Here is a 16880-nt window from a genome sequence, read left to right as displayed (position 1 = left end):
CGGTACGGTCAGCTCGTCCAGAAGTCCCACCAACGGGTCAGGATCAGCATGCCGATGACCCCGATGTGGGCCAGCGGAACCACCCAGTGGAACTCCGCCACCCCGCCTCGCAGCCAGGCGGGGGCGGGCAGGAAACCGTGGCGGATGTTGTGGAACGTCGTGTACCAGAACATCAGCAGCGTGGCGACCCAGGCCAGGTTGCACCACAGGCACAGCGCGCCGATCTCGTACAGCGACTGGTACATCAGCCAGGTGCAGAAACCGACGCCGAAGAGCATGCCGGCGTTCATGGTCAGCCAGTACCAGCGGGGGAAGCGCGCCCCGGCCAGCAGGCTCATGCCGACACCGATGACGATCGCGTAGGCGGCCATGCCGAGCATCGGGTTCGGGAAACCGAAAACCTCGGCCTGCGCGCTCTCCATCACGTCGGCGCAGGAGACGACCGGGTTCAGGTTGCAGGCCGTGTCGAACGTCTCGCCGGCGAGCTCGGCCTCCAGCATCCGGTACTTGTCGAGCGTGATGACCCACGACGCCAGCAGCCCCGCGGCACCGGTGATCACCAGCAGCCACGCGTAGATCCGGCCCGCGCCCACGGCGGCGCTCCTGGCCGGCCCGTCCCCGTCGTCGCGGGCCGGATCCTGTGCTCGTGGTGCCGTGGTCGTCGTCATGGCGGGGTCATCCTGTCGTGTGAGGTGGGGGACCTTCATTCTGCACAACGCACAACGAGTCAGGCGAGCTTCCGTCGCAGCTCTTCCACCACACTCTCCAGCGGCACCGGGACCTGCTCCCCGCTGCCGAGGTCCTTGAGCTGGACGGTGCCCTCGGCCAGATCGCGCTCCCCGGCCACCAGGGCGTAGCCGGCACCGGAGCGGTTGGCCGACTTCATGGCGTTCTTCAGGCCCCGGCCGCCGTAGGCGAAGTCCGCCGCGACGCCCTGCCGGCGCAGCTCGGTGACGACGCCGAACAGCACGTTCCGCGCCTGCTCGCCCAGCGGCACGGCGAACACCTCCGTGGCCGAGGGCTCGGGCAGCACCACGCCCTCGGCCCGCAGGGCCAGCACCGTGCGGTCCACGCCCAGCGCCCAGCCCACCGAGGGCAGCGGCGGTCCGCCGAGCATCTCCGACAGGCCGTCGTACCGGCCGCCGCCGCCGACGGCGGACTGCGCGCCCAGTCCGTCGTGGACGAACTCGAAGGTGGTGCGGGTGTAGTAGTCCAGCCCGCGCACCAGCTTCTCGTCGTCCTCGAAGGCGACGCCGGCCGCCGTCAGCAGCTCGCGCACCCGCCCGTGGTACTCCCGGCACGCCTCGCACAGGTGGTCGCGCATCATCGGGGCGCCGGTGAGCTGCTTGCGCACCTCCTCGCGCTTGTCGTCCAGCACCCGCAGCGGGTTGATCTCGACGCGGGCCCGGGTGTCCTCGTCCAGGTCGAGTCCGCGCAGGAACTCCTGGAGCCGCTCGCGGTAGGCCGGGCGGCACTCGCGGTCGCCCAGGGAGTTCAGCAGCAGCCGGAAGTCCCGCAGGCCCAGCGAGCGGTACGCGTCCACGGCCAGGATGATCAGCTCGGCGTCCAGGGCCGGGTCCTCGGTGCCCAGCGCCTCGGCGCCGACCTGCGAGAAGTGCCGGAAGCGGCCCGCCTGGGGCCGCTCGTAGCGGTACTGCGAACCGGAGTACCAGACCTTCACCGGCAGGGCGCCGCGGTGCAGGTTGTGCTCCAGGACCGCGCGGACGACCGGCGCGGTGCCCTCCGGGCGCAGCGCCAGCCGGCTGCCGCCCCGGGTGGTGAGGGTGTACATCTCCTTGGTCACGATGTCGGTGGACTCGCCGACACCGCGGGCGAACAGCTCGACGTGCTCGAAGCCGGGGGTCTCGATGTAGCCGTAGCCGGCCCGCCGCAGCGGCGCGGCGATCGCCTCCCGCACCGCCAGGTAGTCGGCGGACCGCGGGGGGAGCAGGTCGTAGGTGCCCTTCGGGGCGGAGAAGGTGCTCACGTCCGTGTCGTCACATTCCTCGTCGCGGGGCGGCGGTGCCGCCGCCCGTCCGGAACGGGCCGCCGTCGGCCACCTCCCGGAGGAAGGGGTTGGCGGCGCGCTCGCGTCCGATGGTGGTCTGGGGACCGTGGCCGGACAGGACCACGGTCGAGTCGTCCAGGGGCAGGCACACCCGTGCCAGCGACCTCAGCAGCTCGGCGTGGTCGCCGCCGGGCAGGTCGGTGCGTCCCACGGAGCCGGCGAACAGCAGGTCGCCCGAGAACAGCACCGGCGGTACGTCGGTCCGCTCGGGCAGCCGGAAGGTCACCGACCCCCTGGTATGGCCCGGCGCGTGCGCGACGGTCAGTTCCAGTCCCGCCAGGGACAGCGCGGCACCGTCGGCCAGCTCCCGCACGTCGTCGGGCTCCCCCACGCAGATCCCGTCGGGCCCGCCCAGCAGCGGCTGCCCGATGGCGCGGCCCAGCCACTTCTCGGGCTCGCTCATCATCTCCCGGTCCTCGGGGTGGATCCAGGCGGGCACCTCGTGCGCGCCGCACACCGGGACCACGGAGGCCACGTGGTCGAGGTGGCCGTGGGTGAGGACGACGGCGACCGGCTTGAGCCGGTGCCTGGCCACGGCCTCGGCGACGCCCTCGGCGGCCTGGTGGCCGGGGTCGATGATCACGCACTCCTCGCCGGCGGCGGGGGCGACCAGATAACAGTTGGTCCCCCAGGCCCCGGCGGGGAACCCGGCAATGAGCACGATCGTCCTTCAGTCGTCCGTCAGGGGAGCTACGGGAACGGCGGCCGTTGTCGCTGGTGGCAACGGAGACTCAGAGCCTACCGGCGCCAAGGCCGGGCCCGCGAACCCGTATCCCGTATACCGTACGGCCACAAGCTGTGGCACACATGTGCGTACGCACGCCCCCCGATGCACTCGAAGGAGACGACCCGTGGTCAGCAGTGAGCAGCGGCGCAAGCAGCTCGCCCGCGAGAAGTACCTGCGGCAGCAGAAGCGGCGGGCCGAGGCACGGCGCAAGGCGCGCATCCGCACCGCGGCCGTCGCGGGCGGCCTGGTCCTGGTACTGGCGGCCGGGGGCGCCTACGCGGCCGCCGGCGGACTGGCGGCGGACGACAAGAAGAAGGACGACGCCGCCTCGGAGCCCTCCGCCACCCCCAGCAAGGCGCCGGACCCCTGCGAGAAGCCCCGGAAGGGCGAACCGAGCAAGAAGCAGTGGGACAAGGAGCCGAAGATGTCGATCGACACCTCGGCGGACTACACGATGACGCTGGAGACGACCTGCGGCGACATCGGCGTCGACCTGCACACCGCCGAGGCCCCGCACACGGTGAACTCCTTCAAGTTCCTGGCCGACCAGGGCTTCCTCGACCACTCCCCCTGCCACCGCCTGGTGACCGAGGGCATCCACGTCCTGCAGTGCGGCGACCCGACCGGCACCGGCCAGGGCGGCCCCGGGTACACGATCCCGGACGAGAACCTCAAGGCACCCGAGCTCAAGGGCGACGTCTACCCGGCCGGCACGGTCGCCATGGCCAACCGGTACAACGCCCAGACCGGCGAGAACCGCGACAGCGGCGGCAGCCAGTTCTTCCTGGTCTACAAGGACAGCAAGCTGCCCCCGGACTACACGCCCTTCGGAAAGATCACCGAGGGCATGGACGTCCTGCAGAAGATCGCGAAGGCGGGCTCGACCCCCGACCCGCAGACCGGGAACACCCCGCCGAACGCCACCGTGGTGATCGACAAGGCGGAGGTGCGGAAGAAGTGACGCCTGAGGCGACCGGTGCGGCGACCGGTGCGGGGCCCGGCGGGCCCCGCTCCCGAACCGCGATTTGGGCCGCGCGGAATGCGGACAGGGCGGGCACCGGTCGCCTATGTTGGGCGTTGGGTAGGGTTCCTGCGCCGACGGCCCGGCGAAACCCCTGGTCCGACCGGTCAAACCCGGTCCGGCCGGTCAAACCCGACTGTCGGCCGGATGACAACTGTGGACGATGCCCGGAGGCGTGCGGCTTCCGTCGGCATCATGTGGAGGAGGCGCTGTGAGCAGCGACCCGTGGGGCCGCGTCGACGAGACGGGGACCGTGTACGTGCGCACCGCCGACGGTGAGAGGGTCGTCGGATCGTGGCAGGCGGGCTCCCCCGAGGAGGCCCTCGCCTACTTCGAGCGCAAGTACGAGGGCCTCGTCGTGGAGATCGACCTCCTTGAGCGCCGGGTACGGACCACCGACCTGTCGGCCAAGGACGCGACGGCAGCCGTCGAGCATCTGCGGCAGCAGGTCGACGAGGCGCACGCGGTGGGCGACCTGGCGGCCCTGGGCAAACGGCTGGACCAGCTCGACGAGCTGATCGAGACCCGCCGGGAGGAGCGCCGGAACGCCCGGGCCAGGCAGTCCGAGGAGGCCCGGAAGGCCAAGGAGGCCCTGGTGGCCGAGGCCGAGGAACTGGCCGTCAGCGACCAGTGGCGGGCGGCCGGGGAACGGCTGCGCGCCCTGGTGGACACCTGGAAGGGCCTGCCCAGGCTCGACCGCAAGTCCGACGACGAGCTGTGGCACCGCTTCTCGCACGCCCGGTCGGCCTTCTCCAAGCGGCGCAAGGCGCACTTCGCGGCGCTGGACGCACAGCGTGAGGAGGCCCGGCGGCGCAAGGAGAAGCTGGTCACCGAGGCCCAGGAGCTGTCGGGCTCCACCGACTGGGGGCCGACCGCCGCGCGGTACCGCGACCTGATGCAGGAGTGGAAGGCCGCGGGACGTGCCCAGCGCGAGCACGAGGAGGACCTGTGGCAGCGCTTCCGTGCCGCCCAGGACGTGTTCTTCGCCGCTCGCAGCGAGGTCTTCGCCGAGCGGGACGCCGAGCAGCGGGAGAACCTGACCCGCAAGGAGGAACTGGCCGCCGAGGCGGAGAAGCTGCTCCCGGTCACCGACCTGAAGGCGGCCCGTGCGGCCTTCCGCGCGATCAACGAGCGCTGGGACTCCGTCGGCCATGTGCCGCGGGACGCCCGGGCGCGGATCGAGGGCCGGATGCAGGCGGTGGAGCGGGCGATCCAGGAGGCCGAGGAGGCCGAGTGGCGCCGCAGCAATCCCGAGGTCCGGGCGCGGGCCGAGGGGCTGACCGGCCAGCTGCAGGACGCGGTGGACAAGCTCCGCGCGCAGATCGGGAAGGCGCGTGAGGCGGGCAACACCGCCAGGGCGGAGAAGCTGGAGAGGGAGCTCCAGGGCCGCCAGGCGCTGCTGGACCAGGCGCTCAAGGGACTGCGGGAACTCGACGGCTGAGCCGCCGTCGGTTCCGGCCGGAGAGGGCTGGGGGCCCCGGCACCCCGCGGGGTGCCGGGGCCCCCAGCCCTCTCCGGCCGCCGGCCGGGTACCGCCGTCCTCGCCGGACGCGCGGCCGTGGAACTCAGATCTGGTTCAGGCCGCCGTCGGCGTACAGGTTCGAACCGGTGATGAAGCTGCTCTGCCCGGAGGCGAGGAAGGCCACGGCGGCGGCGATCTCCTCCGGGCGCCCGAGCCGGCCCAGCGGCACCCGCGCGGCCAGTTGCCGCCTGAAGCCGGCGGCCTGCTCCGGATCGGGGGCGAGCCCCGACAGGCCGGGGGTGTCGGTCGGGCCGGGCGCGACGGTGTTGACCCGGATGCCGCGTCCCTTGAGTTCGTTGGCCCAGGTCCGGGCGAACGACCGGGTGGCGGCCTTGGACGCCGCGTACACGCCGAACGCCTCATCGCCGACGTCCGCGTTGGTGGAGCCGTTCAGGATCACCGAGGCGCCGTCGTTGAGCAGGGGCAGCGCCTTCTGGACGGTGAGCAGCGTGCCCCGGACGTTGATGCCGAAGAGGGTGTCGAAGTGCTCCTCGGTGATCTGTTCGAGCGTCGCGAACGCGGCGACGGAGGCGTTGGCGAACAGGACGTCCAGGCCTCGTCCCCGGCCGCGGACGGTCTCGTAGAGCCGGTCCAGGTCTGCCGGTTCCGAGATGTCGGCGGCCACCGCGGTGGCCGCCGGACCAATCGCTTCGACGGCCGCGTCGAGTTCGGTCCCGCGCCGGCCGGTGACGAACACGTGTGCGCCCTCGGCCGCCAGCCGTACGGCACTGGCCAGACCGATTCCACTGCCGCCACCGGTGACCAGCGCGGTCTTACCTTCAAGCAGTCCCATGCGAGAACCCTCCTCCGACTTCTGCATCGATTGATGCAGAAGTCGAACGCTAGCACTTCCGCAGCGATCGATGCAGAAGCGGTAGACTGCGGTTATGAAGACCGGACAGAGCGGCCCCATCGGCCGGCCGCGGGGATTCGACGCCGACGAAGCTCTCGAGCGCGCCATGCTGGTCTTCTGGGAGCACGGCTACGAAGGGGCCAGCCTGGCCGCCCTGACCGACGCGATGGGCATCTCCACCACCAGCATGTACGCGGCCTTCGGCAACAAGGAGGAGCTGTTCCGCAAGGCCCTGGAGCGCTACACCGAGGGCCCGAGCGCCTACCTGGCCCGGGCTCTGGAGGAGCCGACCGCCCTCGGTGTCGCCGGCGCGATCCTGGCCGGCACCGTCCGCACCACCACCCGCCCGGCCCGTCCCCACGGGTGTCTGGGCGTCCAGGGCGCCCTGGCCACCGGCGACTCCGGCCGCGGCGTCCGTGACCTTCTCGCCGCCTGGCGCAACAACGGCTGCTCCCGCGTCCGGGAGCGGTTCCGGCGAGCCGTCGACGACGGCGACCTGCCCCCCGGGACCGACCCGGGGCTGCTGGCCCGCTACGTCACCACCCTGGCGTTCGGCATCGCCGTGCAGGCCGCGAGCGGTGTCGGCCGCGACGAACTCCAGGAGATGGCCGACGCCGCCCTGCGCAACTGGCCGGTGGCCCCAGAACCCTGAGAACCGCCCGGCGTCCGTCCTCGCGGGCGACCGCGCCGCACGAAGCCCCCGGGCCACGACGGGACCTCAGGACCCCTCACCGGGCGGCGTGGAGCACGGCGGGCGCTGCCCCCGTCCCCCTGCGGCGTGCGCCCGGACCGCCCACAGCTCGTGCGGCGCCTGCGCGTGCCGCACGGACCGGCTCGCGACGGTGCCCCGGCCCGCCGGACGCTGCGTGATCCCGCTCTCGCTGCCCGGGCGCTCGGGCGACCGGGCAGCGGAACTAGGACCTGCGGGCCGAGGTGACGCGGTACACGTCGTAGACGCCCTCCACCCCGCGTACCGCCTTCAGCACATGGCCCAGGTGCTTGGGATCGCCCATCTCGAAGGTGAAGCGGGAGGTCGCCACCCGGTCCCGGGAGGTCTGGACGGCCGCCGAGAGGATGTTGACGTGCTGGTCGGACAGCACCCGGGTGACGTCCGACAGCAGCCGGGAGCGGTCCAGCGCCTCGACCTGGATGGCGACCAGGAAGACCGAGGACTGGGTGGGCGCCCACTCCACGTCGAGGATGCGCTCCGGCTCGCGGGAGAGCGAGTCGACGTTGACGCAGTCGGCGCGGTGGACGGACACCCCGTTGCCGCGGGTGACGAAACCGATGATCGGGTCACCGGGCACGGGCGTGCAGCACCGGGCCAGCTTGACCCACACGTCGTCCACGCCCTTGACGACCACGCCCGGATCGGCGCTGGAACGGCGCTTGGCGCGCCTGCGCAGCGGCGGCGCGGTCTCGGCGATGTCCTCGTTGGCCGCCTCCTCCCCGCCGATGGCCGAGATGAGCTTCTGGACGACGCTCTGCGCGGAGACGTGGTTCTCGCCGATCGCGGCGTACAGCGCCGAGATGTCGGGGTAGCGCATCTCGTGCGCCAGGGTGACCAGGGAGTCGCCGGTGAGGATGCGCTGGATCGGCAGGTTCTGCTTGCGCATGGCCCGCACGATGGCTTCCTTGCCCTGCTCGATGGCCTCCTCGCGGCGCTCCTTGGAGAACCAGGCACGGATCTTGTTGCGGGCCCGGGGCGACTTGACGAAGCCCAGCCAGTCGCGGGACGGGCCGGCACCGGGCGACTTGGAGGTGAAGACCTCCACCAGGTCGCCGTTGTCGAGCGTGGACTCCAGCGGGACGAGCCGCCCGTTGACCCGCGCGCCGATGGTGCGGTGGCCGACCTCGGTGTGGACGGCGTAGGCGAAGTCCACCGGGGTGGCGCCCGCCGGGAGGGCGATCACATCGCCCTTGGGGGTGAAGACGAAGACCTCGTTGCGGGAGAGGTCGAAGCGCAGCGACTCCAGGAACTCGCCGGGGTCCTCGGTCTCCTTCTGCCAGTCCAGCAGCTGCCGCAGCCACGCCATGTCGTTGACGGCGTCGCCCTTCCTCGCGGGCGCGTCGGTGCGGACCTTGGAGGCCCCGGCCACCGCCTCCTGCTTGTACTTCCAGTGCGCGGCGATGCCGTACTCGGCGCGGCGGTGCATGTCGTAGGTGCGGATCTGCAGCTCGACCGGCTTGCCGCCCGGGCCGATGACCGTCGTGTGCAGCGACTGGTACATGTTGAACTTGGGCATCGCGATGTAGTCCTTGAACCGCCCGGGCACCGGGTTCCACCGGGCGTGGACGGTCCCCAGCGCCGCGTAGCAGTCGCGGACGGTGTCGACCAGGACGCGGATGCCCACCAGGTCGTAGATCTCGGCGAAGTCGCGGCCCCGCACGATCATCTTCTGGTAGACGCTGTAGTAGTGCTTGGGGCGGCCGGTGACGGTCGCCTTGATGCGGGCGCCGCGCAGGTCGGCCTGCACCTCGTCGATGACGGTGGCCAGGTACTCGTCCCGCTTGGGCGCGCGCTCGGCCACCAGCCGCACGATCTCGTCGTACATCTTGGGGTAGAGGATCGCGAAGGCGAGGTCCTCCAGCTCCCACTTGATGGTGTTCATGCCCAGGCGGTGGGCGAGCGGCGCGTAGATCTCCAGGGTCTCGCGGGCCTTCTGCTCCTGCTTCTCCCGCTTGAGGTAGCGCATGGTGCGCATGTTGTGCAGACGGTCCGCGAGCTTGATGACCAGTACCCGCGGGTCCCTGGCCATCGCGACGACCATCTTGCGGACCGTCTCCGCCTGGGCGGCCTCGCCGAACCTGACCTTGTCGAGCTTGGTAACGCCGTCCACGAGCAGGGCCACCTGGTCGCCGAAGTCGGCGCGCAGCGACTCCAGGCCGTACTCGGTGTCCTCGACCGTGTCGTGCAGCAGTCCCGCCATCAGGGTGGCCGGGTCCATGCCCAGCTCGGCGAGGATGGTGGTGACCGCCAGCGGATGGGTGATGTACGGGTCGCCGCTCTTGCGCTTCTGCCCGCGGTGCCAGCGCTCGGCGACCTGGTAGGCCTGCTCGATCCGGCGCAGGGTGGCGGTGTCGGCCTTGGGGTCGTTGCCCCGGACGATCCGCAGCAGCGGCTCCAGGACCGGGTTGTAGGGGCTGGAGCGCTGGACGCCGAGCCGGGCCAGCCGGGCGCGGACCCGGTTGGAGGAGCCCGAACGGCCGGAGACGCCGGAGACGGCGCGGGTGGCCGGATTCTTCTCCCGCCCGGCGTCCTTCGGGGGTGTGTTCCCGCGGTCTCCGCCGTCCCTGCGCTGCCCGCCGTCGTCGCGGTCACCACGGCTCCCGCGCTTCCCGCCCGGCTGCGCGGACGCGCCCGTGCGGCCCGGCGCCGCGGCGGGGGCCTGCGGAGGCGCGGCGGCACCGCCCGGCCCGGCGGCCGCGCCGTTCGCCCCGGAGGGCTTCGCCGGCCTGGCGTCCTGCTGCTGCGCTGCGGTGAGCGGCTGGGCCTCGTCTGGCAAGGGGCAACTCCTCGGTGGGTCCCTCCTCGTCCGGTGACAGGGTGACGGGACGAGGAGAGAGGTTCCGGCCGGGAACGGGTGGCCGGACTGCCATGGTATCGACCCCGGTCCGCGGGCGGACCGGACGCCCGCCGGGGGCGGGGACCGGGCACACCCGGGGAACCGCGAGAACCGGAGAGGGGGCCGTCCGGGTGTTCCCCGGACGGCCCCCTCCCGGAGCCGGGCGCAGCGGTTGTGCGCCGTACGGCCGCCGCGCGGGCGGCGGCTCAGACGGTGAGCACCACGTCCAGCGGGGCACCCTCCAACGCGGCCTCCAGCCGGGCCCGGCCGGGCAGGAAGCTCAGCTCCATCAGCACGGCCACCCCGGCGACCCGCGCCCCCGTGCGGCGGATGAGGCGCAGCGAGGCCTCGGCGGTGCCGCCGGTGGCCAGCACGTCGTCGATCACCAGCACCCGGTCGTCGGGCACGAGGTCCTCGGCGTGGATCTCGATCTCCGCGCTCCCGTACTCCAGCTCGTACGCCTGCGACAGGGTGGCGCCGGGCAGCTTGCCCGCCTTGCGGACGGGGATGAAACCGAGGCCGGCCCGTACCGCCGCCGGGGCGGCCAGGATGAAGCCGCGTGCCTCCAGCCCCACCACCTTGGTGGCCCCGCGCTCCCGGCACAGACCGGCCAGGACCCCGGTGAGGGCGCCGAACGCCTCCGGGTCCGCCAGCAGCGGGGTGATGTCCTTGAACAGGACACCCGGCTCGGGGTAGTCGGGCACATCGCGGATCCGGCCCGCCAGCAGCTCGCGCAGTTCCCCGGCGCCGGGGGCGGTGGTGGCCACCGGCCTCACCGCCGCCGTCCGGAGGAACGGCCCCGGCCCCGGCCACCGCCGCGGGAGGCCGGCGGACGGGGGCGCTGGGGGGCGGGACCGCCCACGGCCGGGGCCGGGGCACCGGCCGCCGAGGCCGCGGGAGCCGGGACACCGTCGGCGCCGTCCCCGCCGGAACGGGCGTCCGGTACGGTCTCCCCCGCGCCGCCGGTCTCCTCGGCGCTCTCGCCGTCCGTGCCGTCCGCGCCGCCCTTGGCACGCTTGGCCAGCACCCGCCGGTCGTGCGCCCTGATCTCCGGCTCCCGGAGCTTGAGGTCCGCCACGACCGGGGTGGCGATGAAGATCGAGGAGAACGTACCGGCGGTCAGACCGATGAACAGCGACAGCGAGATGTCCTTGAGCATGCCGCCGCCGAGCAGGCCGGTACCGATGAACAGCAGGGCCGCCACCGGGAGCAGCGCCACCACCGAGGTGTTGACGGAGCGGACCACCGTGGCGTTGATGCCGAGGTTGGCCAGCTCGCCGTAGGTGTGGCGGTTCTGCTTGAGCACACCCTGGGTCTTCTCCTTGACCTTGTCGAAGACCACCACCGTGTCGTACAGCGAGTAGCTGAGGATGGTCAGGATGCCGACCACCGTGCCCGGGGTCACCTCGAAGCCGACGATGGCGTAGACGCCGATGGTGACGATCAGGTCGTGCATCAGGGCGACCATGGCGCCCACCGCCATCCGCCACTCGAAGGCGACGGCCAGATAGACGCTCACCAGCACGATGAAGACGGCCAGGCCCTGGATGGCCTTGCTGCTCATCTGGTCGCCCCAGCTCGGCCCGACCAGCTCGGTGTCCAGCTTCTGGGTCTCCAGGCCGAGCTCGTCGGCCAGGGCCGCCCGGGTCTCCTCGGACTGCTCGGTGTCCAGTCCCGTCACCTGGATGCGCAGCGCCCCGTTGCCCAGTTCCTGGACGCGGGCCTCGTTCCCGGACGCCTCCAGGGCGGTCTCCCGCGCCTCCTCCGTGGACATCTCGACGGAGGGCGGGGTGGTGAAGACGGCGCCGCCCTGGAACTCGATGCCCATGAAGAGCCCGCGGATGCCGAGGCCGGTCAGCGAGATCACCACCAGCAGGAGGGTGACGCCGTACCAGAGCTTCCGCCGGCCGACGAAGTCGTAGCTGGCCTCTCCGCGGTACAGCTTGCCTCCGAGTTCGCCGAATCGCGACATCTCAGGCCTCCTTCGGTTCGGCGGGGGCGGCGGCCGTACGGCGGCCCCGGCGCAGCGGCGGTGTGACGCCGAGCCGTTTCGGGTCGAGCCCGGACCACGGGTGGCCGCTGACGAAGAACTTCCGGCCGGCCATGATCGTCATCAGCGGCTTGGTCAGCAGGAAGACGATGGCCAGGTCCAGGGCGGTGGTCAGGCCGAGCACGAAGGCGAAGCCCTGCACCGAGCCGACCGAGACGATGAACAGCACGGTCGCGGCGATGATCGAGACGAGGTCGGAGACCAGGATGGTCCGCCGGGCGCTCGGCCAGGCCCGCTGGAAGGCGGCCCGGATGCTGCGGCCCTCCCTGATCTCGTCCCGGATCCTCTCGAAGTAGACGATGAAGGAGTCCGCGGTGATGCCGATGGCCACGATGGCGCCGCAGATGGCCGGCAGGCTCAGCGCGAAGCCGATGGCCGGGCCCAGCAGGGTCATGACCGCGTAGGTCAGGATGGCCGCGGCCACCAGGCTGGTGATCGCGACCAGTCCCAGCACCCGGTAGTAGAAGATCAGGTAGACGATGACCAGCGCCAGGCCGATGGCGCCGGCGATCAGACCCGCCTTGAGCTGCTCGGAGCCGAGCGTGGGCGAGATCGTGGTGACGTTGCTCTCCTCGAAGCTCAGCGGCAGGGCGCCGTAGGAGAGGATGTTGGCCAGTTCCTCGGAGGACTGCTGGTTGAAGCTGCCGGAGATCTCGGCGCTGCCGCCGCCGAGGCGCTCGGAGACCCGGGGCGCGGAGACGACCTCGCCGTCGAGCACGATCGCGAACTGGTTGCGCGGCTCGGTCTGGGTGGAGAGCTGCTCGGTGATGTCGGCGAACTTCTCGGCGCCGTCCTTGTCGAACTCCATGGTGACGATCCAGCCCTGGCCCCGCTGGTCGTCGAAGACGGACGCGGCGTCCGTGACATCGGTGCCGGGGACGGCCACCGGGCCGAGCGCGTACTTGAACTGGCCGCTCTCGTCACAGGCCACGACCGACTCGGAGTCCTTCGCCAGGCCGGCCTCCCGGCCGGCCTCGGCCTGCTTCTCCTGGGTGGAGCAGTCCAGCGCGTCGAGCTTCTTCTGCAGGTCGGCGGGGACGCCGGCGTCCGGCGCCGCCGGGTCCTCGGTGCCCTCGGCCGGCTCGGTGGTCCCGGGGGAGGCCGCGGGGTCGTCCGCGGGTGCGGACGCCTCAGGGGTCTCGGAGGCGTCGGCCTTCAGGTCGTCGGTGACGGCACGGCCCTGGTCGGGAGGACTGGACGAGGAGGTGGCGGAGGGCTCGTCGGTCTTCTCGTCCTTCTCGCCGTCCCGCGCCTCCTCGTCCGCCCCGGCACCGCTCGACGGGCTGCCCGACGGACTCGCCGTGGGCTCGGCCGTGGGCTCGGCCTGGGGCGGGGCCGCGGGGGCGAGGGAGAGCACCGGGCGGAACGCGAGCTGGGCCGTGGTGCCGACCTGGTCACGGGCCTGCTTCTCGTCGGTGCCCCGCGGGATGTTGATGACGATGTTCTCGTCACCCTGGGTCCGTACCTCTGCCTCGGCGACACCCAGACCGTTGACCCGCCGCTCCATGATGGAGACGGCGGTGTTCATGTTGGTCTCGTTGATCGCGTTTTCCTTGCCGGGCTCGCTCTTCGCGGTGAGCGTGATGCTGGTGCCGCCGGCGAGGTCGATGCCCAGGCGGGGCGTGGTGTGCCCGGAGAGGAACATCCCTCCGGTGAGCGCCACCGTGCTCACCAGAAGGACCATCAGGGCGCGCCACGGCCGCCCCTGGGAGCCCGGGGCTCTGCGGCCTTTCTTCGGTGCTGCCACCTTCTCTGATCTCCCTGTCCAGCCGCCCGCGCCCGTTGGTCGCCGTGCGGCGTGCGAAGTGGTCGTGAGGACATGCGGCGCCGCCGGGCCCGGTGGGACCGGCGGCGGAGCGGCTACCTGGAGTCGGCGTCTCCGTCCCGCTTGGCGTCCTTGGCCTCCGCGCCCTCGGGCTCCGCGTCGTCGGCGGGGGCGACGACGGGGTCGCCGGCGGGGGTGCCGTCCGTCTTGCTCAGGCTCGGCCCGCCCGCGTCGCCGGCGGTCAGCGAGGAGGCGTCGTCCGGGACCGCCGGGGCGTCGTCGTCCGGCTCCGGGTCACCGTTGACGATGCGGTCGTACTCGTCGGCCTCCAGAACGGCGCCGATGGCGTTCTTGGCGTAGACGGCGGGCACTCCCGGCGCGACCTCCAGGAGAACCGTGTCGGCGTGGACCTCCTTCACCAACGCGTACATGCCGCCGATGGTCCGCACACCGGTACCCGGCTGCATCTGGTCTCGCATCTGCGCGGCCTGCTGCTGCTTCTTCTTGGCCGACCGCGTCATCAGGAACATGGCCCCGATGAGTACGACGAAGGGGAGGAGAGTGATGATGTCCACGGCGGAAGGTTTCCTTCACACGACCGCCTGCTCGGCGGCCTGGTCTTCGGGGGTGGTCATGCCGTCCGGGACGGAAGGCATCGGCGGAGTCTAAGCGAGCCCGCGCCTGGGGAACAACGTCAAGCATGGCACCGGGGTTCCGCTCCGGACGACCCGCTGTGCCCTCACCCGCCGAACAGTCCCCGCTGCCCCGGTCCGCCCGGTGCCGGCGGCGGTGACTGCTGGGGCGGAGTGAGGCCCAGGTGGGCCCAGGCGGCGGGGGTGGCGACCCGGCCGCGGGGGGTACGGGCCAGCAGTCCCTCGCGGACGAGGAACGGTTCGGCGACCTCCTCGACGGTCTCGCGCTCCTCCCCCACCGCGACGGCCAGGGTGGACAGTCCCACCGGCCCGCCGCCGAACAGTCTGAGCAGGGCGTCGAGTACCGCCCGGTCCAGCCGGTCCAGCCCTCTGCCGTCCACCTCGTAGACCGCCAGCGCCCGCGCGGCGATCTCCCTGGTGATCACACCGTCCGCCTTGACCTGGGCGAAGTCCCGCACCCGGCGCAGCAGCCGGTTGGCGATACGGGGGGTGCCGCGGGAACGCCCGGCGATCTCGGCGGCGCCCTCGGCATCCACCTCCACGTCCAGCAGCAGGGCGGAGCGGTGGACCACCCGTTCCAGCTCGGCCGGCTCGTAGAACTCCATGTGGGCGGTGAAGCCGAAGCGGTCGCGCAGCGGCGGCGGCAACAGCCCGGCCCGGGTGGTGGCGCCCACCAGGGTGAAGGGCGGCAGTTCCAGGGGGATGGCGGTGGCCCCGGGCCCCTTGCCGACGATGACGTCGACCCGGAAGTCCTCCATCGCCATGTAGAGCATCTCCTCGGCGGGCCGGGACATCCGGTGGATCTCGTCGAGGAAGAGCACCTCGCCCTCGGTGAGGGAGGACAGGATCGCGGCCAGGTCCCCGGCGTGCTGGATGGCCGGTCCGGAGGTGATCCGGATGGGCGCGCCCATCTCCGCGGCGATGATCATGGAAAGGGTGGTCTTGCCGAGCCCGGGGGCGCCGGAGAGCAGTACGTGGTCGGCGGTGCCGCCGCGGGCCCGGGCGGCGCGCAGCACCAGGTCCAGTTGCTCGCGCACCTTGGGCTGACCGATGAACTCCGCCAGGTCCTTGGGGCGCAGAGCCGCCTCGACGGCGGTGTCCTCGGAGTCCGCGGCGGCGCCCACCAGGCGCTCGGCGCCGTCGGCGGCACCGGACGGCCCGTAGGCCTGCTCGTCGTGCTCGTCGCGCTCGTCGTGCCTGCCGTACTCGTCCGGGGTCATACGGACCGCCTCCCCGTGCCGGCCACCGGGCCGTGGGGGGCGGGCGGCGCCAGGTGTGGCGCCTGGTCCGGCAGACGGCCGGGAAGAGGGGCGGAGGGCGGGGAGTGCGGCGTCATCGTCGGTCTCTCGTCGGTCTTCTCGTCTGCCGGTCTTCTCGTCTGCCGGTCCGCCGGGCGGCCGCGGGCGGCTCAGCGTGCGCGGTTCAGGGTCTGCAGGGCGGCCCGCAGCAGCCGGGGCACCTGCGGGCTGTCTCCCCCGGCGAGCGCCGCCTCGGCCTGCGGGGCCACGGCGGCGACCGCGTCCTCCGCCTCACGGGGCGCGTAGCCGAGCCCGACCAGGGCGGCGTGCAACTGCTCGCGCCAGCCGGGCGGAGCGGCGGCGCCCGCGCCGCGGGAGGCCGCCGCGGTACCGGTGCCCACCGGTTCGCCGAGCCGGTCCCGCAGCTCCAGCAGCAGCTTCTGCGCCCCCTTCTTCCCGATGCCGGGCACGGCGGTGAGCGCCTTCTCGTCACCGGTGGAGACCGCCAGCCGCAGCGCGTCGGGGCTGTGCACGGCGAGCATCGCCTGGGCCAGCCTCGGTCCCACTCCGCTGGCGGTCTGGAGCAGTTCGAAGACCTGCCGTTCGTCGTCGTCGGCGAAGCCGTACAGCGTGAGCGAGTCCTCCCGGACGACCAGCGAGGTGGCCAGCCGGGCGGGCCGGCCGGTCCGCAGTCCGGCCAGGGTGCCGGGGGTGCAGTGGACGGCCATACCGATCCCGCCCACCTCGATCACCGCGGTGTCCGGGGTGAGGACGGCGACCGGTCCGGAGACGAAGGCGATCATCGGGTGCCCCTCGGGGTGCGTACGGCCGGTGCGGCGGCACGGGCCCGCAGGCGCGCCTGCTGGAGCCGGTGCTGCGCGGGGGCGCGCCAGATGTGGCAGATGGCCAGGGCCAGGGCGTCGGCGGCGTCGGCCGGTTTCGGCGGGGCGTCCAGCCGCAGCAGTCTGGTCACCATCGCGCCGACCTGCTCCTTGCCCGCCCGGCCGCTGCCGGTGACGGCGGCCTTGACCTCGCTGGGGGTGTGCAGGGCGACGGGCAGTCCGCGCCGGGCCGCGCAGAGCATGGCGACCGCGCTGGCCTGCGCGGTGCCCATCACGGTGCGGACGTTGTGCTGGCTGAAGACCCGCTCCACGGCGACGGCGTCGGGCCGGTGCTCCTCCAGCCACTCCTCGATGCCGCGCTCGACGACCACCAGCCGCTCCGCGGTCTCGGCGTCGGCGGAGGTGCGGACGACCCCGACCCCGGCCATCCGCAGCGGACGGCCCGGGACCCCCTCCACCACGCCGATGCCGCAGCGGGTCAGCCCCGGATCCACGCCGAGCACACGCACCGCGGCCCCCTCTCGTCCACCTGGTCGTTCGGTCAGCTGTTCCCGCAGGCTACCGGCCGCCACCGA

The 16880-nt window shown here is 72.6% G+C and carries 15 protein-coding genes; 3 read left to right on the top strand and 12 right to left on the bottom strand.

Annotated features, from left to right (window positions below; translation table 11 throughout):
• Positions 1-8: 8 nt before the first annotated feature.
• From CUT44_RS25595 to CUT44_RS25585, 3 genes are read right to left on the bottom strand one after another with little or no spacing between them, the layout of a single operon-like run.
• The gene (locus CUT44_RS25595) at positions 9-668 is read right to left on the bottom strand and encodes a vitamin K epoxide reductase family protein (protein ID WP_100204285.1); all 660 of its coding nucleotides are present in this window, start codon (positions 666-668) and stop codon (positions 9-11) included.
• Between the two features lie 59 nt (positions 669-727).
• Positions 728-1987, bottom strand: coding sequence for a histidine--tRNA ligase (gene hisS / locus CUT44_RS25590; protein ID WP_100204284.1), 1260 nt, complete (start codon positions 1985-1987; stop codon positions 728-730).
• Between the two features lie 10 nt (positions 1988-1997).
• Complete coding sequence (locus CUT44_RS25585; protein ID WP_100204283.1) at positions 1998-2729, bottom strand: MBL fold metallo-hydrolase; 732 nt, start codon at positions 2727-2729, stop codon at positions 1998-2000.
• Between the two features lie 190 nt (positions 2730-2919).
• On the opposite strand from CUT44_RS25585, the gene CUT44_RS25580 reads away from it, so the two are divergent.
• Both CUT44_RS25580 and CUT44_RS25575 read left to right on the top strand, forming a co-directional pair.
• Entirely contained in the window at positions 2920-3756 is an 837-nt protein-coding gene (locus CUT44_RS25580; protein ID WP_100204282.1) for a peptidylprolyl isomerase, read from the top strand.
• 271 nt (positions 3757-4027) lie between these two features.
• Complete coding sequence (locus CUT44_RS25575; protein WP_100204281.1) at positions 4028-5257, top strand: DUF349 domain-containing protein; 1230 nt, start codon at positions 4028-4030, stop codon at positions 5255-5257.
• Between the two features lie 124 nt (positions 5258-5381).
• On the opposite strand, the gene CUT44_RS25570 is transcribed toward CUT44_RS25575, so the two are convergent.
• On the bottom strand, positions 5382-6131 hold the full coding sequence (locus tag CUT44_RS25570; RefSeq protein ID WP_100204280.1) for an SDR family NAD(P)-dependent oxidoreductase: 750 nt from the start codon (positions 6129-6131) through the stop codon (positions 5382-5384).
• A gap of 94 nt (positions 6132-6225) precedes the next feature.
• Here CUT44_RS25570 and CUT44_RS25565 point away from each other — a divergent pair, with 94 nt between their 5' ends.
• The gene (locus CUT44_RS25565; protein ID WP_100204279.1) at positions 6226-6843 is read left to right on the top strand and encodes a TetR/AcrR family transcriptional regulator; all 618 of its coding nucleotides are present in this window, start codon (positions 6226-6228) and stop codon (positions 6841-6843) included.
• Between the two features lie 262 nt (positions 6844-7105).
• On the opposite strand, the gene CUT44_RS25560 is transcribed toward CUT44_RS25565, so the two are convergent.
• From CUT44_RS25560 to ruvC, 8 genes are all read right to left on the bottom strand, one after another.
• The gene (locus CUT44_RS25560) at positions 7106-9697 is read right to left on the bottom strand and encodes a RelA/SpoT family protein (protein ID WP_100204278.1); all 2592 of its coding nucleotides are present in this window, start codon (positions 9695-9697) and stop codon (positions 7106-7108) included.
• Positions 9698-9963: 266 nt separating this feature from the next.
• The gene (locus CUT44_RS25555; RefSeq protein WP_100204467.1) at positions 9964-10524 is read right to left on the bottom strand and encodes an adenine phosphoribosyltransferase; all 561 of its coding nucleotides are present in this window, start codon (positions 10522-10524) and stop codon (positions 9964-9966) included.
• A gap of 5 nt (positions 10525-10529) precedes the next feature.
• The gene (gene secF, locus CUT44_RS25550; RefSeq protein WP_100204277.1) at positions 10530-11729 is read right to left on the bottom strand and encodes a protein translocase subunit SecF; all 1200 of its coding nucleotides are present in this window, start codon (positions 11727-11729) and stop codon (positions 10530-10532) included.
• Between the two features lies 1 nt (position 11730).
• Positions 11731-13554 (bottom strand): protein translocase subunit SecD, encoded by a 1824-nt coding sequence (gene secD / locus CUT44_RS25545; protein WP_100204276.1) that lies wholly within the window; start codon positions 13552-13554, stop codon positions 11731-11733.
• A gap of 113 nt (positions 13555-13667) precedes the next feature.
• Positions 13668-14147, bottom strand: a complete 480-nt coding sequence (gene yajC, locus CUT44_RS25540) for a preprotein translocase subunit YajC (protein WP_100204275.1) — start codon at positions 14145-14147, stop codon at positions 13668-13670.
• 164 nt (positions 14148-14311) lie between these two features.
• A complete protein-coding gene (gene ruvB, locus CUT44_RS25535) occupies positions 14312-15445 on the bottom strand; it encodes a Holliday junction branch migration DNA helicase RuvB (protein WP_233221654.1) in 1134 nt (377 codons plus the stop codon).
• 188 nt (positions 15446-15633) lie between these two features.
• On the bottom strand, positions 15634-16266 hold the full coding sequence (gene ruvA, locus CUT44_RS25530) for a Holliday junction branch migration protein RuvA (RefSeq protein WP_100204274.1): 633 nt from the start codon (positions 16264-16266) through the stop codon (positions 15634-15636).
• Entirely contained in the window at positions 16263-16814 is a 552-nt protein-coding gene (gene ruvC, locus CUT44_RS25525; RefSeq protein ID WP_100204273.1) for a crossover junction endodeoxyribonuclease RuvC, read from the bottom strand. The genes ruvA and ruvC overlap by 4 nt, the downstream gene beginning before the upstream one ends.
• Positions 16815-16880: the final 66 nt, after the last annotated feature.

Origin of the sequence: Streptomyces carminius (assembly GCF_002794255.1) — a bacterium.
GTDB classification, from domain to species: Bacteria; Actinomycetota; Actinomycetes; order Streptomycetales; family Streptomycetaceae; genus Streptomyces; species Streptomyces carminius.
This window is presented reverse-complemented; position numbering and strand designations above follow the sequence as displayed.